The 22,566-nt window shown below is 71.3% G+C and carries 22 protein-coding genes and 1 other RNA gene; 10 read left to right on the top strand and 13 right to left on the bottom strand.

What is annotated here, in order from left to right; all coding sequences use genetic code 11:
- Window positions 1-4: 4 nt before the first annotated feature.
- The gene (gene gap, locus ACFSOX_RS09270) at window positions 5-1,012 is read right to left on the bottom strand and encodes a type I glyceraldehyde-3-phosphate dehydrogenase (RefSeq protein ID WP_378477518.1); all 1,008 of its coding nucleotides are present in this window, start codon (window positions 1,010-1,012) and stop codon (window positions 5-7) included.
- 120 nt (window positions 1,013-1,132) lie between these two features.
- On the bottom strand, window positions 1,133-3,136 hold the full coding sequence (tkt, locus tag ACFSOX_RS09265; protein ID WP_378477589.1) for a transketolase: 2,004 nt from the start codon (window positions 3,134-3,136) through the stop codon (window positions 1,133-1,135).
- 392 nt (window positions 3,137-3,528) lie between these two features.
- Between tkt and ACFSOX_RS09260 the strand changes: the two genes are divergently transcribed.
- From ACFSOX_RS09260 to ACFSOX_RS09235, 6 genes are all read left to right on the top strand, one after another.
- Window positions 3,529-3,813: a DUF4164 domain-containing protein gene (locus tag ACFSOX_RS09260; RefSeq protein WP_378477517.1), complete on the top strand. Its 285-nt coding sequence runs from the start codon at window positions 3,529-3,531 to the stop codon at window positions 3,811-3,813.
- 169 nt (window positions 3,814-3,982) lie between these two features.
- Window positions 3,983-4,369: a cell division protein ZapA gene (locus ACFSOX_RS09255; protein WP_378477516.1), complete on the top strand. Its 387-nt coding sequence runs from the start codon at window positions 3,983-3,985 to the stop codon at window positions 4,367-4,369.
- Window positions 4,370-4,481: 112 nt separating this feature from the next.
- Window positions 4,482-4,639: non-coding RNA, 6S RNA (ssrS, locus tag ACFSOX_RS09250), on the top strand.
- Between the two features lie 71 nt (window positions 4,640-4,710).
- A complete protein-coding gene (locus ACFSOX_RS09245) occupies window positions 4,711-5,304 on the top strand; it encodes a 5-formyltetrahydrofolate cyclo-ligase (protein ID WP_378477515.1) in 594 nt (197 codons plus the stop codon).
- An 86-nt stretch (window positions 5,305-5,390) separates the two neighbouring features.
- Entirely contained in the window at window positions 5,391-6,215 is an 825-nt protein-coding gene (locus tag ACFSOX_RS09240; protein WP_378477514.1) for a TIGR00282 family metallophosphoesterase, read from the top strand.
- A gap of 218 nt (window positions 6,216-6,433) precedes the next feature.
- Window positions 6,434-7,180 (top strand): YebC/PmpR family DNA-binding transcriptional regulator, encoded by a 747-nt coding sequence (locus ACFSOX_RS09235; protein WP_378477513.1) that lies wholly within the window; start codon window positions 6,434-6,436, stop codon window positions 7,178-7,180.
- Here the strand turns inward: ACFSOX_RS09235 and ACFSOX_RS09230 are convergent.
- From ACFSOX_RS09230 to ACFSOX_RS09210, 5 genes are all read right to left on the bottom strand, one after another.
- On the bottom strand, window positions 7,129-8,103 hold the full coding sequence (locus ACFSOX_RS09230; protein WP_378477512.1) for a glycosyltransferase family 2 protein: 975 nt from the start codon (window positions 8,101-8,103) through the stop codon (window positions 7,129-7,131). The two genes, ACFSOX_RS09235 and ACFSOX_RS09230, sit on opposite strands and share 52 nt — an antisense overlap.
- Window positions 8,104-8,348: 245 nt before the next feature.
- Complete coding sequence (gene scpB / locus ACFSOX_RS09225) at window positions 8,349-9,128, bottom strand: methylmalonyl-CoA decarboxylase (protein WP_378477511.1); 780 nt, start codon at window positions 9,126-9,128, stop codon at window positions 8,349-8,351.
- A 111-nt stretch (window positions 9,129-9,239) separates the two neighbouring features.
- A complete protein-coding gene (locus ACFSOX_RS09220; RefSeq protein WP_378477510.1) occupies window positions 9,240-9,764 on the bottom strand; it encodes a hypothetical protein in 525 nt (174 codons plus the stop codon).
- A 112-nt stretch (window positions 9,765-9,876) separates the two neighbouring features.
- Complete coding sequence (locus ACFSOX_RS09215) at window positions 9,877-10,338, bottom strand: RES family NAD+ phosphorylase (protein ID WP_378477509.1); 462 nt, start codon at window positions 10,336-10,338, stop codon at window positions 9,877-9,879.
- Complete coding sequence (locus tag ACFSOX_RS09210) at window positions 10,338-10,907, bottom strand: antitoxin Xre/MbcA/ParS toxin-binding domain-containing protein (RefSeq protein ID WP_378477508.1); 570 nt, start codon at window positions 10,905-10,907, stop codon at window positions 10,338-10,340. The genes ACFSOX_RS09215 and ACFSOX_RS09210 overlap by 1 nt, the downstream gene beginning before the upstream one ends.
- Before the next feature lie 60 nt (window positions 10,908-10,967).
- On the opposite strand from ACFSOX_RS09210, the gene ACFSOX_RS09205 reads away from it, so the two are divergent.
- The gene (locus ACFSOX_RS09205; protein ID WP_378477507.1) at window positions 10,968-12,479 is read left to right on the top strand and encodes a malonate--CoA ligase; all 1,512 of its coding nucleotides are present in this window, start codon (window positions 10,968-10,970) and stop codon (window positions 12,477-12,479) included.
- Between the two features lie 192 nt (window positions 12,480-12,671).
- Here the strand turns inward: ACFSOX_RS09205 and bla are convergent, their stop codons facing one another.
- The 4 genes from bla to ACFSOX_RS09185 all read right to left on the bottom strand — a co-directional run bounded on the left by bla (window position 12,672) and on the right by ACFSOX_RS09185 (window position 16,632).
- A complete protein-coding gene (bla, locus tag ACFSOX_RS09200) occupies window positions 12,672-13,523 on the bottom strand; it encodes a class A beta-lactamase (protein ID WP_378477506.1) in 852 nt (283 codons plus the stop codon).
- Window positions 13,524-13,654: 131 nt separating this feature from the next.
- Window positions 13,655-14,440 carry an ethanolamine ammonia-lyase subunit EutC gene (eutC, locus tag ACFSOX_RS09195; RefSeq protein WP_378477505.1) on the bottom strand — a complete coding sequence of 262 codons (786 nt, stop codon included), beginning with the start codon at window positions 14,438-14,440 and terminating at the stop codon, window positions 13,655-13,657.
- Between the two features lie 4 nt (window positions 14,441-14,444).
- A complete protein-coding gene (locus ACFSOX_RS09190; RefSeq protein WP_378477504.1) occupies window positions 14,445-15,821 on the bottom strand; it encodes an ethanolamine ammonia-lyase subunit EutB in 1,377 nt (458 codons plus the stop codon).
- Window positions 15,822-15,930: 109 nt separating this feature from the next.
- The gene (locus tag ACFSOX_RS09185) at window positions 15,931-16,632 is read right to left on the bottom strand and encodes an SDR family NAD(P)-dependent oxidoreductase (RefSeq protein ID WP_378477503.1); all 702 of its coding nucleotides are present in this window, start codon (window positions 16,630-16,632) and stop codon (window positions 15,931-15,933) included.
- A 234-nt stretch (window positions 16,633-16,866) separates the two neighbouring features.
- On the opposite strand from ACFSOX_RS09185, the gene ACFSOX_RS09180 reads away from it, so the two are divergent.
- The 3 genes from ACFSOX_RS09180 to ACFSOX_RS09170 all read left to right on the top strand — a co-directional run bounded on the left by ACFSOX_RS09180 (window position 16,867) and on the right by ACFSOX_RS09170 (window position 19,973).
- Window positions 16,867-18,075: an ABC transporter ATP-binding protein gene (locus ACFSOX_RS09180; RefSeq protein WP_378477502.1), complete on the top strand. Its 1,209-nt coding sequence runs from the start codon at window positions 16,867-16,869 to the stop codon at window positions 18,073-18,075.
- Window positions 18,076-18,250: 175 nt separating this feature from the next.
- On the top strand, window positions 18,251-19,174 hold the full coding sequence (locus ACFSOX_RS09175) for an ABC transporter permease (protein WP_378477501.1): 924 nt from the start codon (window positions 18,251-18,253) through the stop codon (window positions 19,172-19,174).
- A gap of 1 nt (window position 19,175) precedes the next feature.
- Complete coding sequence (locus ACFSOX_RS09170) at window positions 19,176-19,973, top strand: ABC transporter permease (RefSeq protein WP_378477500.1); 798 nt, start codon at window positions 19,176-19,178, stop codon at window positions 19,971-19,973.
- A 33-nt stretch (window positions 19,974-20,006) separates the two neighbouring features.
- On the opposite strand, the gene ACFSOX_RS09165 is transcribed toward ACFSOX_RS09170, so the two are convergent.
- Both ACFSOX_RS09165 and ACFSOX_RS09160 read right to left on the bottom strand, forming a co-directional pair.
- Window positions 20,007-20,258 carry a DUF6460 domain-containing protein gene (locus ACFSOX_RS09165; protein WP_378477499.1) on the bottom strand — a complete coding sequence of 84 codons (252 nt, stop codon included), beginning with the start codon at window positions 20,256-20,258 and terminating at the stop codon, window positions 20,007-20,009.
- Window positions 20,259-20,402: 144 nt separating this feature from the next.
- A complete protein-coding gene (locus ACFSOX_RS09160) occupies window positions 20,403-22,466 on the bottom strand; it encodes an AsmA family protein (protein ID WP_378477498.1) in 2,064 nt (687 codons plus the stop codon).
- Between the last annotated feature and the right edge of the window lie 100 nt (window positions 22,467-22,566).

Here is a 22,566-nt window from a genome sequence, read left to right as displayed (position 1 = left end):
CGCGTCAGATCAGCTTCGCCATCGCCACCGCGGTGTCCAGCATGCGGTTGGAGAAGCCCCACTCGTTGTCGTACCAGGACATCACGCGCACCAGGGTGCCGTCCATGACCTTGGTCTGGTCGACGTGGAACACCGACGAGTGCGGGTCGTGGTTGAAGTCCGACGACACGTTGGGCTGCTCGGTGTAGCCGAGGATGCCCTTCAGCGGACCGTCGGCCGCGGCCTTTATGGCGGCCGTGATCTCGTCCTTGGTTGTCGCCCGCTTGGCGATGAACTTCAGGTCGACGACCGAGACGTTCGGGGTCGGCACGCGGACGGCGACGCCGTCGAGCTTGCCCTTGAGCTCCGGCAGCACGAGGCCGACCGCCTTGGCGGCGCCGGTCGAGGTCGGGATCATCGACAGGGCGGCGGCGCGGGCGCGGTACAGATCCTTGTGGACCTGGTCGAGCGAGGGCTGGTCGTTGGTGTAGGAGTGGATCGTCGTCATGAAGCCCTTGTCGATGCCGATCGCATCGTTGAGAACCTTGACGACCGGCGCCAGACAGTTGGTCGTGCAGGAGGCGTTGGAGACGACCAGGTGCTCCTTGGTCAGCTTGTCGTCGTTGACGCCGTAGACGACGGTGAGGTCGGCGCCGTCCGACGGGGCGGAGACGAGTACGCGCTTGGCGCCGGCGTCGAGATGCATCTTGGCCTTGTCCTTGGCCGTGAAGATGCCGGTGCACTCCATCGCGATGTCAACGCCGAGCTCCTTCCACGGCAGCGTGGTCGGATCCTTGATCGCCGTGACCTTGATCTTGCCGTGGCCGATGTCGATCGAGTCGCCCTCGACCTTCACGACACCCGGATAGCGGCCGTGGACGGAATCGAAGCGCAGCAGGTGCGCATTGGTCTCGACCGGGGCGAGATCGTTGATCGCGACGAACTCGATGTCGGTGCGGCCCGCCTCGGCGGCCGCCCGCAGAACGTTGCGTCCGATCCGGCCGAAGCCGTTGATTGCCACCCGTACAGCCATGCTGGTCTCCCTTCCATGCCCACAAGCGCAGCCCGGCGGGCCGCGCGCCATGTCGATCCGATCTCGCCGTCGGCCGCCTTGATATAGGTCGGTTCTACACGACCCCTACGGCGGCTTTTTTTACAATGCCTGCAATTTGCCCAGGGCGACCTCGGCGACCCGTTCCGGCGTGATGCCGAAATGGCGGTAGAGGTCTGGCGCGGGACCGCTGGCGCCGAAGCCGGTCATCCCGACGAACCCTCCGTGCGATCCGACGATCGCGTCCCAACCCTGACGGATGGCGGCCTCGACCGCAACCCTCACGGGCGCCTCGCCGATCACGGCGTCGCGCTCCGCCTCGGGGCGGTCGAGGAACAGTTCGACGCACGGCACCGACACGACCCGGGCCGGCACGCCGAATTCGGCCAGGCGCTTGCGCGCCGCGACCGCGATCGCCACCTCGGAGCCCGACGCGAACAGCGACACCTTGGCCGGTCCGCCCTCGGCCGGCAAGAGCTCGTAGGCACCGCCGGCGCACGGGTTGCCGGCTGCCGTCGCGTCGCGCAGCTGCGGCAGGTTCTGACGCGACAACGCCAGCACGCTCGGCCGGTGGTTCGCGGCGAGCGCCAGTGCCCAGCACTCGGCGGTCTCGACCGCGTCGCAGGGACGAAACACCAGGAGGTGCGGGATCGCCCGCAGGGCTGCGAGATGCTCGACCGGCTGATGGGTCGGCCCGTCCTCGCCGAGCCCGATCGAGTCGTGGGTCATCACGTGGATGACCCGCCGGCCCATGAGGCAGGCGAGCCGGATCGACGGGCGACAGTAGTCGGAGAACACCAGGAACGTGCCGGAATACGGGATGACGCCGCCATGCAGCGCCATGCCGTTCATGGCCGCGGCCATGCCGTGCTCGCGGATGCCGTAATGGATGAAGCGACCGCCGTAGTCCTCCGGCGTGAGCGCCGGCATGCCCTTGGGGCGGGTGTTGTTCGAGCCGGTGAGGTCGGCCGAGCCGCCGATCAGCTCCGGGAAGGCCGGCACCAGCACACCGAGCGCCAGCTCCGAGGAGGAGCGGCTCGCGCGGTCCTTGGGATCGGCGGCGAGCTGGCGCTTGATCTCGGCGAGCGCGGCGTCGAGCTCGTCGGCCGGCACCGCGCCGGCGATGCGGCGCTCGAGCTCGGCCCGGCGGTCGGCCGGCAGCGCGGCGACGCGCGCCTCCCAGGCGGCGCGACGATCCCGCGAGCGCGCCCCGGCGGTTCGCCACAGCGACAGAATGTCGTCCGGAACGACGAAGGGTGGCGCGTCCCAGCCGAGCGCCTTGCGGGCGCCGGCGATCTCCTCGGCGCCGAGCGGCGAGCCGTGCGACTTCTCCGAGCCCGCCTTGGTCGGCGCGCCGAACGCGATGGTGGTGCGGCAGGCGATGAGGCTCGGCTTGTCGCTCGTCTGCGCGGCCGCGACGGCGGCCAGGATCGCCGCGGGGTCGTGGCCGTCGATCCGGCAGGCGTCCCAGCCGGCCGCCTCGAAGCGCTTGAGCTGGTCGACCGAGTCGGCGAGCCGGATCGGGCCGTCGATCGAGATGCCGTTGTCGTCGAACAGCACGATCAGGCGGGACAGCTTCAGGTGGCCGGCGAGCGCGATCGCCTCCTGGCTGATGCCCTCCATCAGGTCGCCGTCGGAGGCCAGCACGTAGGTGTGGTGGTCGACGATGTCGGGTCCGAACTCGGCCGCGAGGTGGCGCTCGGCGATCGCCATTCCGACCGCGGTCGCGATGCCCTGCCCGAGCGGCCCGGTCGTCGTCTCGACGCCCTCGGTCGCCTCGACCTCGGGATGGCCCGGGGTGCGCGAGCCGAGCTGGCGGAAGCTCTCGATGTCCTCCATCGAGACCGACTGGAAGCCGGTGAGATGGAGCAGCGCATAGAGCAGCATCGAGCCGTGGCCGGCCGACAGCACGAAGCGGTCGCGGTCGAACCAGTGCGGCGCGGCCGGATCGAACTTCAGCACCCGCGTGAACAGGACCGTGGCGATGTCGGCTGCCCCCATCGGCAGCCCGGGATGTCCGGACTTCGCCTTCTCGACGGCATCCATGGCGAGAGCCCGGATCGCATTGGCCATCCGGTCGTGATCGGCGCGGGAAAGGGGGGTAATGTCGGCCTCCTGTGTGGGTGCGGAGGTCGGCGTCGGCCGCGATGCACCTTCGTGGACTGACGAAGTCGGGGGAGGCGGACGTCGCGACGGCACCGGCCGAAGGCCTCGTCTGGCGAGGCGCAGGATCTGATAGGCAGCCCGTATGACACTGTCAACGCGACAGCGCCGCCTTCGGCGCGGCCCGTCGGTGCGGCGCGCGCAGGATTTCGCGCGAAGGCTGTCGGACCTGTGTGCATCGCATTGACGCGGCCTTGCGAACGCCCGTAAGGTTCAAGCTCCATCTGCTTGCCATTTCATGCTTTCGGGGACGGCATGGGTAGCCCGGACGAGCCCGCGGGACGGGTCCGTGAGAGTCCCGGGACGCGGCTGGAGAATGGCGGGGCGAGGGCGCCATGAGCGACAGCACGATCGTGGAAGCGGCCAGCACCCGGCTCCAGCGGGCCCTCGCGGCGTTGGAGGAGGCGGTCGAGCGCCGGCACGAGCTGGAGCGTGGCCGCAGCGCGCTGTCGGCGCAGGTCCACACGCTCGGCGCCGACCGGGCGCGGCTCGCCGATGCGCTCGACCGCGAGACGGCGCGGGCGCAGCGGCTCGACGGGGTCGGCCGCGAGGTGGCCGGCCGGCTCGACGCGGCGATCGCCACGGTGCGGGCCGTGCTCGCCGCCGACGAGACCGGATGAGGGTCGCGCGATGGCGCTCGGAGGAACGAATCGTGGGGCTCTTCTCGAAGCGGCGCGGGCGAGCGCCTCGCGGTCCGGCACAGCCGGATCGAGCGCGGCCGGATCAGGCGCCGTCGAGCCGGACGCCGCGGCTCCCGGCGCCACGCGGTCAGGTGCAGCAAGGTCGGCCATGGCCCATGTCAGCGTGACGATCAACGGCCGGCAGTACCGGATGGCCTGCGACGACGGGCAGGAGCACCATCTGGCCCGGCTCGCCCACGACCTCGACCAGCGCATCACCAAGCTGCGCACCAATTTCGGCGAGATCGGCGACATGCGGCTCACCGTCATGGCGGCGCTGCTGATCGCCGACGAGCTGGCCGAGGCGTCGCAGCGCGCCCGCCGGTTCGAAGAGGAGGCGGCGGAGCTCCAGGAGAGCCGCCGGGCCGCCGCCGAGCGCAGCCAGGCTACCACGGCGGCGATCGCGGCCGCCCTCGATTCGGCCGCCGAGCGCATCGAGCGAGTCACCCGCGCCCTCGACCACGGCACCGACGGCCACGAGCTGCCGACCGGGTGACGGCCGGACATCGCTGTCCCCTATCGGTGTCGCCATCACTCTTTCGCAGCGGGTGGCGGTTCCGCGCCGACCCGGGTGGCGGCACGGCGCGCGAGCGACTAGATTGGGTCGTGCGGGGCTGCGGGGTGCGTTAGGGGTCTTTTCCCCGGGGCCTTATCGATCCTGAAGGGAGCTGTCCCTGGCCGGGCCCGTGGGCCCGGACATATGGCGCCCACCTACCATGGTAGGGAACCCGGGATCGCATACTCCGACGGCTCAGGCGGCTCCGCACATCCTTTTCGGCCCGGCCCGCGAGGGCGATGGCCCTCCCTTGCCCCGTCCCGGGAGCGACCGCGCCGCGCATGAGCCCAAGACCCCCGAACGACCAGGTCGCCGCAGCGAAGGCGACGCTGCGCAAGACGGCGCTCGATCGTCGCGACGAGCTCGCCGCCGCGGACCGCGCCGCCGCCGCCGAGGCGATCGCGGCACGTCCGCTGACCGTGCCGGTCGACGCCGGCACGGTCGTGGCCGGCTACATGGCGATCCGCAGCGAGATCGATCCAGCGCCGCTGATGCGCCGCTTCGTGGAGAACGGCGCGGGACTCGCGCTGCCGGTCGTGCAGGGCCGCGGAAAACCGCTCCTGTTCCGCGCCTGGGCGCCGGGCGTGCCGCTCACCACGGCGGGCTTCGGCCTGCTGGAGCCCGGCCCGGAGGCCCCCGTGGTGGTGCCGGACGTGCTGCTGGTGCCGCTCGCCTGCTTCGACCGGGCCGGCCACCGGATCGGCTACGGGGCCGGCCATTACGACATCACGCTCGCAGCCCTCCGGGCCGAGAAGCCGGTCGTCGCCATCGGGCTCGCCTATGCGGCCCAGGAGATCGTCCGGGTACCGGCGAACGAGCGCGACGCACGGCTCGATCTCGTGCTAACGGAGGCCGAGATCATCGACTGCCGCTAGGCGCGGAGCCCCCGGCACCGCGCGGCGGCCCGGCCGGTCGGCCCCTTTCGGGACGTCCGGCCGCAGAACCTTCGGGGCGTGTGAGCGTGCGGATTCTCTTCATCGGCGACGTGGTCGGCCGCAGCGGCCGGGCCATCGTGGCGGAGCGGCTGCCCGGGCTGGTGCGCGACTGGCGGCTCGACTTCGTGGTGGTCAACGGCGAGAACGCGGCCGGCGGCTTCGGCATCACCGAGCTGATCTACCACGACCTGCTGGCCGCCGGCGCCGACGCGGTGACGCTCGGCAACCACTCCTGGGACCAGCGCGAGGCGCTCGTGTTCATCGAGCGGGCCGAGAAGCTCGTCCGCCCGCTCAACTATCCGCCCGGCACGCCGGGCCGCGGCGTCGCTCTGGTCGAGGCCCGCAACGGCGCCCGCGTGCTGGTGACCAACCTGCTCGGCCGCGTGTTCATGGATCCGCTCGACGACCCGTTCGCCGCGGTCGAGCGCGAGATCGCCGCCTGCCCGCTGCGCGACGCGGCCGACGCCATCGTGGTCGACATGCACGCCGAGACGACCAGCGAGAAGCAGGCGATGGGGCACTTCCTCGACGGCCGCGCGAGCCTCGTGGTCGGCACCCACACCCACGCCCCGACCGCCGACCACCGGATCCTGCCGGGCGGCACCGCCTTCATGAGCGACGTCGGGATGACGGGCGACTACGACACGGTCATCGGCATGGCCAAGGACGAGCCGCTCAACCGCTTCCTGCGCCGCATCCCGGGCGGCCGGTTCGAGCCGGGCGGCGGCCCGGCCACCCTGTGCGGCCTCGCGGTCGAGACCGACGACGAGACCGGCCTCGCCGCCAAGGTTGCGCCGGTGCGGATCGGCGGCGCGCTCGAGCCCGCCGTCCCGGCCTTCTGGGCCGCCTGAGCGACCCCGTCGCGGCGACGCGCCGGCGCCGGCCTGCCCGCCGCTTGCCGCCCGCGGCCGAATGTGGCTTTTGCCGCCACGCCTCGCTATATCTGGCGCCCCGACGCAGTCGACAGGACGCCGGCGCCCCCGCACCCGCGGTTGCGGCGCAGCGCCTCGACCGCCCCGACGACACCGATTCGACCGCACAGACACGACCGAGCCCGACAGGATCCGACATGGCCGGACATTCCCAATTCAAGAACATCATGCATCGCAAGGGCCGGCAGGACGCGATGAAGTCCAAGCTGTTCGGCAAGCTGGCCCGCGAGATCACCGTGGCGGCCAAGCTCGGCACGCCGGACCCGGCCATGAACCCGCGCCTGCGCGCCGCCATCATCGCGGCCCGCGCCGAGAACATGCCGAAGGACAACATCGAGCGCGCCATCAAGAAGGCGTCGGGCAGCGAGGGCGAGAACTACGACGAGATCCGCTACGAGGGCTACGGCCCCGGCGGCGTCGCCGTGATCGTCGAGGTTCTGACCGACAACCGCAACCGCACCGCCTCCGACGTGCGCTCCTACTTCACCAAGTCGGGCGGCAACCTGGCCGAGACCGGGGCGGTGTCGTTCATGTTCGACCGCCTCGGCGTGATCGAGTACGGCCCCGAGGTCGCCTCCGCCGACGCCATGCTGGAGGCGGCGATCGAGGCCGGCGCCGACGACGTGGTGTCGTCCGAGGGCGGCCACGAGGTCTACGCCTCGCAGGAGACCTATCGGGACGTCGCCAAGGCCCTGGAAGCCAAGTTCGGCGAGCCCAAGAAGGCGGCGCTGGTGTGGAAGCCGCAGAACTCGGTGGCGGTCGACGACGAGCAGGCCGAGAAGCTGTTCAAGCTGATCGAGTCGCTCGAGGAGCACGACGACGTTCAGCACGTCTACGCCAACTTCGAGGTCTCCGAAGCCGCCATGGCCAAGATGGGGGCGTGAGACGCGTCGGCCTTCCGGCGCAGCGGAAGGCCGGTCAGCTGCTCCAGCCGCGCGAGACGCTCGTCCGCGGTCGCGAGGTCGCGCAGAACCGCATCGTACTCGACGACCTTGGCGGCGACCAGGAAGCGATACCAGAACCCCTGCAGGACGTGGTAGATCAGGCCCTCGCGGCCGTCGAGAAACCCGAGCTGGATGACATACCGGTAGAGAAAATAAAACAGCGGCCCCATCCAGAACGGCAGCTTGTTGTAGAGCCGTTCCTTGACGCCGCGCTTGAAGGATGCCTGGACCGACGCACTGCTCGCGGTGAGCGCCCGGTCGGTCGCGAACAGCCCATAGCGCTGGTTCAGGACGTCGACCGCCTCGCGGGTCGCGTACTTGTTGTGCTTGTCGGTGAAGAACGTGAGATCGAACAGATTCACGTCGGCGAAGCCGCCCGCGAAGGTCACGGTCCGGCCGCCCGACACGACGATGTGCTCGTCCATCCAGCGCTGCTCGATCCGGCCCCGACCGCGCCGCCAGATGCGCAGCAGCACCAGCGGATAACGCCCGCCGTGGCGGATGAACCGCCCCATGAAGATGTGCTTGCGCTCGAGATTCACCCCGACGACGTCGGCCGGAAGATCGCCGAGCTCGGCGGCGATCCTCGCCGCGAGGTCCGGCTCGACGATCTCGTCCGCATCGAGCCGCATGATCCAGTCGCTGGTGATCGGCGCGTGATCGAGCGCCCATTGGAACTGCACCGCATGATTGACGAACGGATTGGTCAGCACGACGGCTCCGAGCGCTCGCGCGATCTCGACCGTGCGGTCGGTCGACCCGGAATCGACGACCACCACCTCGTTACAGAACGGCTGCACCGAGCGGATCGCCCGCGCGATATGCCGCTCCTCGTTGTGGGTGAGAATGATCGTCGCGAGCATGAACGAGCCCCTCGAAAACGCCGGCCGCGGCGCGGCGGCCGGACCGCGTCCGGCGGCCGACGGCCTCTCCTGACGGACGGAGCCGGATCGGCCGCGCGCCGTGCGGCTCTTCTACGAGGTGAAGCTCTGACGGATGATGACAGGGGCGCGCATCGCGCCTTCGGGCGAACCACAGGGGCGCTCCCGGGAGCCGGGCGCTGCCCCGACGGCACGCCCGGCGATCGCTCGCGGCGTCGCCCGCGGCCTCACTTGCCCTCGAACACCGGCTTGCGCTTCTGCTTGAAGGCGCGCAGCCCCTCCAGATAGTCCTGGCTGTCGTAGACGACGCGGCGCAGGCCCTGCAGGCGCTCGAAGCCCTCCGGGCTGACCGGGTGGGCGCCTTCGAGGATGCGGAGCTGCTCCTTCATCACCGAGACGGCGAGCGGCGCATTGGCGGCGATGTCCTTGGCGATGCCGTAGGTGACGGTCTCCAGCTCCTCGATCGGGACGATGTGGTTGACCATGCCGAGATCGAAGGCGCGCGCCGCCGTCACCGGCTTCGCCGTGAACGCCATCTCGCGCACCGTGCAGGCCGGCGCCGCGTTGAGGAAGGTGAGCATGCCGGAGATGTTGTAGGGCACCGAGAGCTTGGCCGGCGTGATGGCGAAGCTGGCGTTCGGTGCGATCACGATGATGTCGCAGGCGAGCACCACCTCGCAGGCGCCGCCCCAGACGCTCCCCTCCACCATGGCGATGACGGGGATCGGGAAGCGCGAGATCTCGCGCACCAGATGACGCACCGGATCGTCCCAGCCGAGCGGATCGCGGTGCCCCTCGGGCAGCTCGTCGATGTTGAAGCCGGCCGACCACACCGTCACGCCGGGTTGGGCGCGCAGCACCACGGCGCGCAGATGGTCGCTGCGGAAGCCTTCGAGCGCCGTGCACAGCGCGTCGATCAGGGCGCTCGACAGGGCGTTGCGCTTCTCGGCGTTGTCGAGCGTGACGGTGCCGACGAAACCGTCGCGCGACGTGGTGATCAGGCCCATGAAGGCGCTCCCGAACGAGTGGCGGATGGCACCGCCTAGCCGATTTGCACGGCGCCGGTCAGTCGGAAGAATGCGGGCGGACCGGCGGACACTTGCCCGGCCGGCGCCGCATCAGTCCTCCGCCGCCGCGTCGGCGGCGTGTGCGGCGACGACGGCGAGCACGCGGCGGGCGCCGAAGCGGTCGGCGGGATCGAGCGCCACGACCTTCTCCAGCGCGGCGACGCCGTCGGCCTCCGCGCCGATCCGCAGGCTCGCATAGCCCCAGGCGAGCAGGGCCTGGAGATAGAGGCCCGGCGCCTCGTCGAGCGCCGCGAACGGCGCGTCCTCCGGCCCGACCAGCCGCCAGTCCGTCGCCACGTTCAGGCGCCGCGCCATCGCCTGAACGATCGCGTCCGCGTGCGGCAGCGCCTCGGCGAGCCGGTGATCGTAGAAATAGAACCGATAGGCGGCGAGCCGCGCCTCGACGCTGTCCGGCGCTTGCGCGAGCGCGGCCAGCACGGCCGCCTCGGCCTGGACGGGCGCCGAGCGCGCCTGCAGGGCGCCGGCGAGGATGTCGCGGAGCGCCGGCCCTTCGTCGTCCCGATCGCCGGACCGGCCATCGCCGTCGTGACGCCGATGTCCCCCGCGGCGCGTCATGGGCAGCCTCTCGAAAACCCAGAAACCAGCTTATCAGCAAAAGCAAGGGATCGGCACGGCCGGCTTTCGTAGGGTGCGGCGACGCCAAACGAGGGACCGTGCCGTCGTGGGATCAGAACAATCTCACATCGAGCACGAACGGCTCGGCCGCCGCGAGCGTGATCCGCGCCGCATCGGGGTGACGATGATTGATCAGGACATTGACGTCGGGCGAGCCGTCGAGCGGCACCACCACCGAGGGGACGAAAAGCAGCGGCGCCGCGAGCCCCGCATGCCAAGCGTCGCCGCGGGCCTGCGTCAGACTGTCGTAGCGCCGCCAGTCGGCCGGCAGATCGACGATCGTGACCGTCTCGCGCGCGAGATCGTCGGGCACAGCGTAACGGAGCATCACGAGCTCGGGCATCAGCGCCGGATCCTCGACATGGACGAGCTTCTCCAGGACGCAGAGCGCCGGCGAGGTCGCGCAATAGGTGACGGCATGCCCGACCGTGTTCCAGCGCCCGTCGAACAGCATTCCGTAGCCGCCGTCGAACATCTGGGCGTTGGCCTTACCGGACAGCCGCCACAGGACCATCAGGCGGCCGCGCCCCAGGCGATCTTGGCCAGGATCGTCTCGATCACGCGAGCCCCGGCTTCGGAGCACGCGACGTCGAGCGGGGTCTCGCCGTCGAGGACGGCGAGCGGATGGCGCAGCCAAGCGGCGGCTTTGTCGCGGTCGCCGAATGTCGCCTCGGCGAGCGTCTGGAGTCGAAGCAGCCGCACGGCCCGGTCGGACTCCTCGACAGTGAGGGGTTGCTGCTTTTCGGCCCGATGGCGCCTGGTCCGCGGCGGGATGACCAAGCGGTCGATCTCCGACTCGCCGAAGCCGGCCCGGACGAGCCCCTCCAGGGTGGCGAGGGGCAGACGCGCCTGCACGGCGAGCGCCAGATCGGCCTGGGAGCGAACGCTCCGCCCGAGCACGGCCTTGCCGCCGAGTTTGCGGGCCACCTCCTCGACCAGCGACATGTCGGACTCCGTACCCTTGGCAATCTGCCGAGAATCTAACGGCATATTGCCAAATCGCAAGCCCCCGCCCTTGACCCCCGTGCGTCGGCGAAAATAGGGTCGTCGGCCCTCGGGACCGTTCGCCAGGGGCGCCGACATTTTTCGTCGCCGCCCGGCCACCCCACCAAGAACCCTGAAATCGAGCCTGGAAACGCTGTCATGCCCGGAAGCCTGTTCGCCCTCCTCCGCAGCCGCATCCCGTCGCAGGGCAAGACCCTGATCGAGACGCCCGAAGGCGCACGGATCACTTATGGCGACATGCTGGCGCGGACCGGCCGGCTCGCCAACGCGCTCGTCGGCCTCGGCGTGAAGCCCGGCGACCGGGTCGCCGTGCAGGTGGAGAAGAGCCCCGAGAACCTGATGCTGTTCCTGGCGGTGATGCGGGCCGGCGCCGTCTACCTGCCGCTCAACACCGCCTACACGACCCACGAGGTCGAGTATTTCGTCTCCGACGCCGAACCGCGCCTTCTCGTCTGCGATCCGGCCAAGCGCGACGGGCTCGAGCCGATCGCCGCGTTGCGCGGCGCGGTGCTCCACACGCTCGATGCCGACGGCCGCGGCTCGCTCGCCGATCTCGCCGCCGCCGCGCCGGAAGCGTTCGAGGACGTCGGCCGCGCCGGACACGACCTCGCCTGCATCCTCTACACGTCGGGCACCACGGGCCGCTCCAAGGGCGCCATGCTGACGAACGCCAATCTCGGCTCCAACGCCGACACGCTGGTCAAGTACTGGCGGTTCAGCGAGACCGACGTGCTGCTGCATGCGCTGCCGATCTACCACACCCACGGCCTGTTCACGGCGGCCATGACCGTGATGCTGTCGGGCGGCAGCATGCTGTGGCTGCAGAAGTTCGACGCCGACCAGGTGATCGCGGCTCTCCCGCGCGTCACCACGCTGATGGGCGTGCCGACCCATTACGTGCGGCTCGTCCAGCATCCGGGGCTCACCCGCGAGGCGACCGCGCATATGCGGCTGTTCACGTCGGGCTCGGCGCCGCTGCTCGCCGAGACGCACGAGACGTTCAAGGCGAAGACCGGCCACGCCATCCTGGAGCGCTACGGGATGACCGAGACCGGCATGAACACCTCCAACCCCTACGACGGCGAGCGTATCGCCGGAACGGTCGGCTTTCCGCTCCCCGACATCGCGGTTCGGGTGGCGAACCCCGGCAGCGGCGAGGTGCTGCCGGCCGGCGAGGTCGGCGTCATCGAGGTGAAAGGGCCGAACGTGTTCGCCGGCTACTGGCGGATGCCGGAGAAGACCCGCGAGGAGTTCCGCCCCGACGGCTTCTTCATCACCGGCGACGTCGGCATGATCGACGCCCGCGGCTATGTCCACATCGTCGGCCGCGCCAAGGATCTGATCATCTCGGGCGGCTTCAACGTCTATCCCAAGGAGGTCGAGAGCGAGATCGACCTTCTGCCCGGCGTCGTCGAGTCGGCCGTCATCGGCTGCCCGCATCCCGACTTCGGCGAGGGCGTCACGGCCGTGGTGGTGAAGGCACCGGGCGCGACGCTGACCGAGCGCGACGTGATCACGGCGCTGGAGGGGCGGCTCGCCAAGTTCAAGCTGCCCAAGCGTGTGCTGTTCGTCGACGAGCTGCCGCGCAACACCATGGGCAAGCTGCAGAAGAACGTGCTGCGCGACCAGAACAAGACGCTGTACGGGTGATAGGGGCGCCCGCCGCCCTGTCCTTCTCCCCGCGCGCGGGGAGAAGGTGGCTCGCCGCGCAGCGGCGTGTCGGATGAGGGGGCGCTTCCTCTATGCTCGGACTCGCGGCGATGCCCCCTCACCCGACATCCGCGCTGGGCGCGCGAATGTCGACCTCTCCCCGCACGCGGGGAGAGGTGAGAACGGCGACCGTCAGAGCGAAGCGGCGACCGCCTTCGCGACCGCCGCAAGCGCCCCGTCGCGGGCCGCGGCGGGGGCCGTCGTCTCGGTCAGATAGGCCGCGACGATCACGGGCTTCCGCGTCGGCGGCCAGAACAGGCCGACGTCGTTGGTGGCGCCACGCTCGCCCGTGCCGGTCTTCTCGCCGACCTTGAAGCTCTGCGACAGCCCGGCGCGCAGCCGTGCGGCGCCGGTGCGGTTGCCGACCAGCCAACCGGTGAGCAAATCACGGGACGGCGACGACAGAGCGTCGCCGAGCACGAGCCTCTCGATATCGGCCGCCATCGCGGCCGGCGTCGTGGTGTCGCGCGGATCGTCCGGCCACGCCTCGTTGAGGGCGGGCTCGATGCGGTCGAGCCGGCTCGTGTCGTCGCCGAGCGTGCGCAGCCAAGCGGTGAGGCCGGGCGGCCCGCCAAGCGTGCCCAGGAGCAGATTGGCCGCGGTGTTGTCGCTCGTCACCATGGCCGCCTCGGCGAGCGCCGCGACCGTCATGCTGCCACCCGCGTTCGGCCTGGTGAGCGGCGCCCAGTCGAGCAACGCCGCGGGATCGATCGTGATTCGCCGGTCGAGCGCCTCGCGGCCGGCGTCGACACGGGCCAGCACGGCGGCGGCGAGCAGCAGCTTGAAGGTGCTGCACATCGCGAACCGCTCGTCGGCGCGATGGCCGGCCCGCATGCCCGTAGCGGTGTCGATCACGGCGACGCCGAGCCGGCCGCCGCTCTCCCGCTCGATGCGGGCGAGCGCCGCGTCGAAGGTCTCCGCACGGGCGGGTCCGGCCACGACGAGCGCGGCCATGGCGGTGAGGAGGGAGCGTCTGTCGATCATCGAAACCCGTATTCGTCGTAGGGTGGGCAAAGGCGTGGAACGCCCGTGCCCACGCGGTCGATCCTCTCGGCTCGGCGTTCGCTGGACCAGACGGCGTGGGCACGGCGCGTCAACGGCGCGCCTTGCCCACCCTACGACTCCACCGATCGCACGTCCGAAGAGTCCTTCAGCATCACGCCGGAAAGCCGGCGCACCCGCATCTCACGCAGGAGATGCGTCAGCTTGAAGGCGGCGTCGGCAGGAGCGATGCCGTCGGGACGAATGTTCGACAGGCAGTTGCGGTCGGCATCGGTCGTGGTGTCACGCGGCCGCCACGTCACATAGGCGCCCATGCTGTCGGGTGCCGAGAGGCCGGGCCGCTCGCCGATCAGCACGACGACGCTTTCGGCGCCGAGCGCGCCCGCCACCGCATCGCCGATCGCGACGCGGCCGTGCCGCACGACGACGAGCGGCGCCACGCGCCAGCCGTGGGCCAGCAGCGCCGGCAGCACGGCGGCGAGCACCGGCCCGGCGTGGCGCTCGACCGCCTGAGCCGAGAGCCCGTCGGTGACGACGATCGCAAGGTCGTATGTCGCCGCATGGGCGGCCAGCGCCACGCCGGCCTCGGGCGCGAGCCGGCGCCCGAGATCGGGCCGCATCAGATAGGCGTGGCGGTCGGCGGCGGCGCTGGCGACCGAGACGACCGGCAGGCCGAGCCCGACGAGCTCCTGGTGCAGCCGCGCCTGCGCGAAGGGCGCGTGCACGGCGTCGCGGGCGCGCGCATGGGCGAGGCGGAACTCCAGCAGTGGCGCAGTGGCGAGACTGGCGCCGGCGCGCGGCAGGCCGATGCGGGCCGCCGTGAGGCGGCGCAGCCCCGCCCAGGGATCGGCGTCGTTGGCAACCGCCGTGGAGGTCTTCGAAAGGTCGGGCTCGGTCATCGCGTCACGCCGGCAGCAGCGCCCGGAACGTCGGCGGCAGCGCGCCCGGGCGAATGCGCGCGGCATCGTCCAAGAGCCCCTGGCGGGCGAGCCATGCCTCGAACTCGGGCGCCGGGCGCTTGCCGAACAGATCGCGCATCGCCAGCGCGTCGTGGAACGACGTGCTCTGGTAGCCGAGCATGATGTCGTCGGCGCCCGGCACGCCCATCACGAAGTTGACGCCGGCGGCGACCAGCAGGGCCAGCAACGCGTCCATGTCGTCCTGATCGGCCTCGGCGTGGTTGGTGTAGCAGACGTCGACGCCCATCGGCACGCCGAGCAGCTTGCCGCAGACGTGGTCCTCCAGGCCGGCCCGGGTGATCTCCTTGCCGTCGTAGAGATATTCCGGGCCGATGAAGCCGACCACGGTGTTGACGAGCAGCGGCGCGTAGCGCCGCGCCACCGCGTAGGCGCGCGCCTCGAGCGTCTGCTGGTCGACGCCGTGATGGGCGTTGGCCGACAGCGCGCTGCCCTGCCCGGTCTCGAAGTACATGACATTGGTGCCGATCGTGCCGCGCTTCAGCGACAGCGCCGCGTCGTGCGCCTCGTCGAGCAGCGCGAGATCGATGCCGAAGCTGGTGTTGGCGGCCTGCGTGCCGGCGATCGACTGGAAGACGAGATCGACCGGCGTTCCGGTCCTGATCAGGTCGAGCGTCGTCGTCACATGGGCGAGCACGCAGTGCTGGGTCGGGATGTCGAGCTTTTCGCGAATGTCGTCCAGCATGCGGAGCAGCGTCCGGGTGCGCTCCGGTGAGTCGGTCGCCGGGTTGATGCCGATCACGGCGTCGCCGGCGCCGAGCAGCAGCCCGTCGAGGATGCTGGCGGCGATGCCGCGCGGGTCGTCGGTCGGATGATTGGGCTGGAGCCGCACCGACAGCCGCCCGGGCAGGCCGACGGTCGAGCGGAAACGCGTCGCCACGGCGCACTTCGCCGCGATCATGATCAGATCCTGCAGCCGGCACAGCTTGCTCGCCGCCGCGACCATCTCGGGCGTCAGGCCGGGCGCGAGCGCGGCGAGCACCGGCGTGGTCGCCGCATCCGACAGCAGCCAATCGCGAAAGCCGCCGACGGTGAGATGGGAGACGGGCGCGAAGGCGGCGCGGTCGTGCGTGTCGAGGATCAGCCGGGTGACCTCGTCGGCCTCGTAGGGCACCACGGCCTCGGCCAGAAACGTCGTCAGCGGCAGCTCGGCGAGCGCCATCTGGGCGGCGACCCGCTCCTCGCCGCTTTCGGCCGCGAGGCCGGCGAGCCGATCGCCGCTCCGCGCCGGCGTCGCCCGGGCGAGCAGGGTCTTCAGGTCGGGGAAGACATGGCGCGTGGCGCCGAGCGTCGCGGCGTACATCGGGGCTCCGGGCCGGCGGTGTCCGCCCTACAAAGCCGCCGACCGTGACGGTTCGGTGACGTCGACGGCCGGACCGCGAGCCGTACCGTCGGCCCGGCGTCGCACCGCCTCACGCCTTGCCGTAGACCGGCACCACGGCGCCGCGGGTGACGCGGTTTTCGGCGGAGGCGAGGAACAGGATCGTCGCCGCCACCTCCTCGACCTTCGGCCAGGCGGAGAGGTCGGCCTTCGGCATGTCCTGGCGGTTCGCCGGCGTGTCCATGATGGACGGGGCGACGGCGTTGACCAGCACACCCTCCTTGGCCACCTCCTCGGCGAGCGCCACGGTGAGGGCGGCGACCGCCGCCTTGGCGGCTGCGTAGATCGCCATGCCGGCGCCGGTGCGCCATTCCAGCGCCGGGCGCGCCGCGACGTTGACGATCCGTCCCCCGTTGCGGCCGCGGGCGAAGGCCCGCAGCGCCGCCTGGCAGCACAGCGCGCAGGTGATCAGGTTGACGCCGACCTGGTGGTGCAGCACATCCTCGTCGAGGTCGCGCAGCGGCCCGTAGGCGAAGCCCCCGGCGAGATGGATCGACGCCCACAGCGGCGGCAAGCGCTCGTAGAGCTCCTCGACGTCCTCGCTGTCGCCGAGATTGAGCTCGCCGTAGAGGATGACCCGGTCGTGGTCGCGGAGCGGAAACGCCTCGGCGGCGCTCTCGCGCGTGTAGGGGACGTGGCAGACCGCCCCGGCCTCGACCAGGGCCGTCACCACGCCGACGCCGAGCGCCCCGGTGCCGCCCGTCACCACCACGTGCCGCCCGCTGAAGTCCATACCGCCCTCTCGTCCCACCTGTCGCCGCCCCGGATACGCCGTCGAGACGCCGGCGAATCACTGCGCCGACAAGACGATAGCGCCGGGCCGCGGCGCGGCCCACCGGCCCCGGCGCGCGGGTGCCCCGCCGCGGTCGCGGGGCCGGTGCGGGACCACCGAAAATTACGGTTGATCGCGGCGCCGCCGCTGCCCATCAAGACAGCCGAGCAGGATCCCGTCGCAGCGGACCCCCCGATGCCCCGAGCCGTGGCCCCGACCGAGCAACCGCCCGACACCGTCTCCCCTCGCGCGGACGCGCGCCCCGCCGGCGAGCGCCGTCCGGGCACCGTCCTGCGCAGCGACCGGACGATGGTGCGGTTCGACGACGTGACGCGCCGCTTCGGCGACACGACGGCCGTCGATCGTCTCGACCTCGACATCCGCGAAGGCGAGTTCTTCGCCCTGCTCGGCCCCTCGGGCTGCGGCAAGACCACGCTGCTGCGCATGCTGGCCGGCTTCGAGCGGCCGGACGCCGGACGCATCCTGCTCGCCGGCGAGGACATCGCCGCGGTGCCGCCGTGGCGGCGGCCCGTCAACATGATGTTCCAGAGCTACGCGCTGTTTCCGCATCTGACGGTCGCCGGCAACATCGCATTCGGGCTGAAGCAGGACCGGCTGCCGAAAGCGGAGATCGCGGCCCGCATCGCCGAGATGCTGCGCCTCGTCCGGCTCGAAGGCCTGGGCGGGCGCAAGCCGCACCAGCTTTCCGGCGGCCAGCGCCAGCGCGTCGCGCTCGCCCGCGCCCTCGCCAAGCACCCCAAGGTGCTGCTGCTCGACGAGCCGCTGGCCGCCTTGGACAAGAAGTTGCGCGAAGAAACTCAGTTCGAGCTGATGGCCCTTCAGGAGCGGCTCGCCACCACGTTCGTCGTCGTCACCCACGACCAGGAGGAGGCGATGACCATGGCGGACCGGATCGGCGTGATGAATCACGGCCGTCTCGCCCAGGTCGGCACCCCGTCCGAGATCTACGAGCAGCCGCGCTCGCGCTGGGTGGCCGGCTTCATCGGCGACGTCAATTTCATCGAGGGCACCGTGGCGGCGGCCGACGCCGGCGGGGTCACGATCACCGATCCGGGCGGCCGCCGGTTCCGCGCCGCCGGCCCGACGACGGCCGGCATCGGCGACCGGGTGACGCTCGCGGTGCGCCCCGAGAAGCTCGTCGTCGCCACCGGGACGGCCGCCTCCGCGACGGCCGAGCCGGCGCCGGACAACACCGTCACGGGCAAGGTCGGCGACATCGCCTATCTGGGCGACATGTCGCTCTACAAGGTACGGCTCGACGACGGCACCCTGCTCAAGGCGTCGGTCACCAACGCGCGCCGACGCACCGAGCAGGGCATCGACTGGGACGACATGGTCCGCCTGTCGTTTCCGCCGGACGCCGCCGTGGTGCTGACGGAGTGAGGGACGAGGTGATCAGCACGCCTGAACACAACACCGGGCTCGACCGCCTGGACTGCCCCCCACCCCCGCCCCCTCCTCCCACGCCCGCAGGGCGTGGCGGGGAGGGCTTTGGCGCGCACCGCGCGCCGGGGGTGGGGGGCTCTTCGGCGCCGGCCGCGACGGATGCGGTGGCGAGATGAATCAAGTCACCTCGAAGCCGCGACAATCTCTCGGCGAGCGGTTGATCGTCGCCCTGCCCTATCTGTGGCTGGTCGCCTTCTTCCTGGTGCCGTTCCTGATCGTCGGGCGGCTCAGCCTGTCGCAGACCGCGATCGCGCAGCCGCCCTACACGCCGGTGCTCGACCTCGCGGCGGGGCTTTCCGGCGTGGCCGATTTCGTCCGCGCCCTCTCGACCGACGCCTACGCGCTGATCGCAAGCGACGACCTCTATCTGTTTTCCTATCTGAAGAGCCTGCAGGTGGCGCTCGTCTCGACCGCGATCCTGCTCGCCGTCGGCCTGCCGATCGCGCACGCCATGGCGCGCGCTCCGGCGCGGGCGCAGGCGATTCTTGTGGTCGCCGTGATGCTGCCGTTCTGGACCTCGTTCCTGATCCGCATCTATGCCTGGATGACCATCCTGCAGCACGACGGCCTGCTGAATCAGGCGCTCCTCGCGCTGGGCCTCGTCGACACGCCGCCGGTGTGGCTCGCCACCGACGCGGCCGTGATCATCGGGATCGTCTACTCCTACCTGCCGTTCATGGTGCTGCCGCTCTATGCGAGCCTACAGAAGCTCGACGAGACGCTGATGGAGGCCGCCGCCGATCTCGGCTGCCCGCGCGGACGAGCGTTCTGGCTCGTCACCCTGCCGCTGATCCTGCCCGGCGTCGGCGCCGGCTGCCTTCTCTGCATGATCCCGATCGTCGGCGAGTTCGTGATTCCCGACCTGCTCGGAAGCTCGGAGACGATGATGATCGGTCAGACGCTGTGGACCGAGTTCTTCTCCAACAAGGACTGGCCGGTCGCCTCGGCCATCGCGGTCGTCCTGCTGGTGCTGCTGGTCGGGCCGATCGCCGGCTACGAGGCGCTGCAGTCGCGCCAGATCCGCGAGGGCCGCTGAGATGCGCCGCCTGTCCGGGTTCAATCTCGTCTCGCTCGCGCTCGGGCTCGCCTTCCTTTACGTGCCGATCCTGATTCTGGTCGTCTACTCGTTCAACGCCTCGCGGCTCGTCACCGTGTGGGGCGGCTTCTCGACGCGCTGGTACGTGGCGCTGATGGAGGACCGCGCCCTGCAGGAGGCGGCGCTGACCTCGCTCGGCATCGCCCTCGCCTCGGCGACGCTCGCCACCGTGCTCGGCACGCTCGCGGCGCTCGCCTTGACCCGGCTCGGCCGCTTCCGCGGCCGGCTGCCCTTCGCCGCGATGATCTACGCGCCGCTGGTGATGCCCGAGGTGATCACCGGCCTGTCGCTGCTGCTCTTGTTCGTCGCGGTCGGCTTCGAGCGCGGTGCCGCGACCGTGACGATCGCCCACACGACGCTCACCATGTGCTTCGTCGCGGTCGTCGTGCAGTCGCGCCTCGCCGGCTTCGACCGCAGCCTGGAGGAGGCCGCGCAGGATCTCGGCTGCCCGCCGCTCGCGACGTTCCTCACCGTCACGCTGCCCGTGATCGCGCCCGGCATCGCGGCCGGCTTCCTGCTCGCCTTCTCGCTGTCGCTCGACGACCTCGTCATCGCCAGCTTCACGACGGGCCCGGGCGCGACGACGCTGCCGATCCGGATCTACTCGGAGGTGCGGCTCGGGGTGAAGCCGGAGATCAACGCCGTGTGCACGATCTTCATCGCCGTGACGGCGCTGGTCGTCATCCTCGCCTCGCTGGCGACCCGGCGGGCGGAGCGCCGCGAGGCGGCGGCCCCGTGAACGGGGTCATTCCGAGGGGCATCGCAAGCCCGGTCACTCGCTGCTCTGGCCGGGCGGGCGGAGGATGTAGATCAGCGCCCAGATCGGGACGATGATCACGGCGCCGAGCAGCAGGTTGGGCAGCACCACGGCGACGGCGCGGCGGACCGCCTGCTCGAGCCGCTCCGGCGAGACGCCGAGCTCGCCGACCAGGGCGTCGAGCGTGATGCCGAAATGCGCCAGCACGGTCCCGACGATCAGCGAGGCGACCGCGATCTTCGCCACGGTGTGCAGCACTCTCCACATCGTCCCCGGGCTCCACCCCTGCGCGATGGCGCGCGACCGACCGATTCGCGGCGCGCCATCATACAGCAAGCGCACTGTTGGAGGCGGCGCGGCGAGCGGGCGGGCCGAGGCCGCAACGAATCGGTCCCTCAGCGAATCGGTCCCTCAGCGCGTCGGCACCTCGGCCACCGGCGCCTCGGGGACGGGCGTCGGCTCGGGCGCCGGGGTGGCCTGCTCGGCCGCGGGGGCCGAGTCCGGCGTCGGGGCCGGGGCGGGCTCCGCGGCCGGGGCGGGGGTCGGTGCCGGAATGCCGAGGCGGCGCAGCACGGCGGCACCGTCGCCGCCGCCGAGCCGGTCGATGGCCGAGCGGACCGCGTCGCGGGTGCGCTTATCCGAGAGCGAGTCGAGCAGCGGCGCCGCGGCGCCGGAGCGGCGGATCAGCGCCTGGGTGTCGGGCAGCATCATCGGGTCGTCCCAGCTGCCCTGGACGAAGAACGGCAGCTCGAAGGTCGGCGGCTGCTCGAGCATGGGGGCCAGCAGGCTCGCCGTCCCGGTGAGGTCGAGCTCGCGGCTCGGCACCGAGGCGGTCCCGGCCACGGCGAGCCGCACATTGGTGCCCTGGAGGCGCACGTCCTCGGCCTGGGCCGTGCCGTTGCTGACCTTGAGGACGACCGCGAGGCTGTCGAAGGGAGTGCGGCCGGAGCGGAAGTCGGCGCCGCCGCCGAGCGGGCGACGCTCCAGCCGCCGCAGCAGCTGCTCGACATTGACCCCGACCAGCGCCCCGTTGGCCGCCGTCAGCGAGACGCGGCCGTTGAGCGTGCGGGTGAGGCCGAAGACGCTCGCCCCCGCCCCGTCGAGGCTGACCAGGACGTTGCCCTTGCCCTCCAGCCGGCGCACCCCGATCAGCTCGGACAGGCAGGTCTCGAGGTCGACGTCGCGGAACGAGAGCTGGGACCGCAGGGCAGCGCCCTCGGCCGTCTTGTCGAGGGCGAGCGAGCCGGTGACGACGCCGTTGAAGGCGTGCGACTCGCCGACCGTGACGACCAGCCGCCGATTTTGCAGGGTCGCGGCCATCGCGGTGCGGCCGAAGCGCGTCTGCGGGGTCAGCACCCGGGCGGCGGAGACCCGCAGGTCGAGGTCGACGTCGTCGAACCAGTCCAGCGCCAGCGGCTTGCGGTTCCAGGCGCGCTGGTCGGAGGCCATCAGCCGCATCGCGGACGCGTAGGGGGTGAGGTCGAGCGTGTCGACGGCCAGCGTCCCCTGCAGGCTGCGACGGTCGCTCAGCGCCCAGGTCAGCACCCCCTCGGCGGCGTTGCCGTCGAGCTCGATGTTGAGGCTCGACAGGGCGACCGTGCCGCTGACCACGTTGGTCTTGGCCTTCAGGGCGAAGCGGCCGAGCCCGACGCCGTAGAGCGGCCGCCCCGACACCCAGCCGAGCGCGGCGCGCAGCGACGGCGCGTCGGCCGCCAACGTGCCGTCGATCTTGAGGCTCGGGCGCAGGCTCATGGCGCCCTCGAAGGCCGCCTTAAGCGGCACCCCGCCGAGGCGCAGCTTGAGCCCGGAGGTCTCGCCCACCAGCGCCGCCGGGAAGTCGGCGATCGCCAGCGCGAGGTCGAGCGGCTCGTCCCGCCAGGTCACCCGGCCGGTCGCCGCGAAGCTCTTGGCGATCGACGGCCAGGCGAGCGACAGCTCGACCCGCTCCAGCGCCTCGCTGAGACCGCGGGCGGCATCGACCACCACGACGGTGCCGTCGGCGATCCGGATCTCGGAGAAGGACAGGGAGCGCGGCTCGGCCCGTGGATCGGGGCGCATCGCCCGTGCCAGCGTGTCGACCAGCGGCGACCAGTTGGAGCGCCCGTCGGCGGCGAACTTCACGGTGATGTGGGGCCGCACCAGCGCGATGTCGGCGATCTCGATCCGCCCGGTCAGGAGCGGCAGCCAGCGCACATTGGCGACCAGCGCCTCGGCCACGAAGGGCGAGTCGTCCTCGGCATAGCCGGCGAGTGCGATGTCGCCGAGCGCGATGCGGGGCGACGGGAACATCGACAGGGTCGATGTGCCCCGCACGGTCGGCTCTAGGCCGGTGACGGCGCGCACCTCGCCCGTGACGGCGTCACGGGCGGCATCGACCGACACCAGATAGGATGCGAGCCCCAGCACCACGACACCGCCCACCGCCACCAGGGAGACGGCGGCGGCGAGACGCTTGAAGCCGGTGGGGACGCTCACGGCAGCACAGATCCGGTTTTGTCATGCGGGTCGAGCCGGGCAAAGGCCGGCGGAACGCGCCGACCCTGCGCGATCTCTGTGACCCTTTCGTGGCCGGCAA

The sequence above is a fragment of the Rhodoplanes azumiensis genome (genome assembly GCF_042682915.1).
GTDB lineage: Bacteria > Pseudomonadota > Alphaproteobacteria > Rhizobiales > Xanthobacteraceae > Rhodoplanes > Rhodoplanes azumiensis.
The sequence above is the reverse complement of the archived record's forward strand: the minus strand, read 5'-3'. Positions and strand labels throughout refer to the sequence as shown.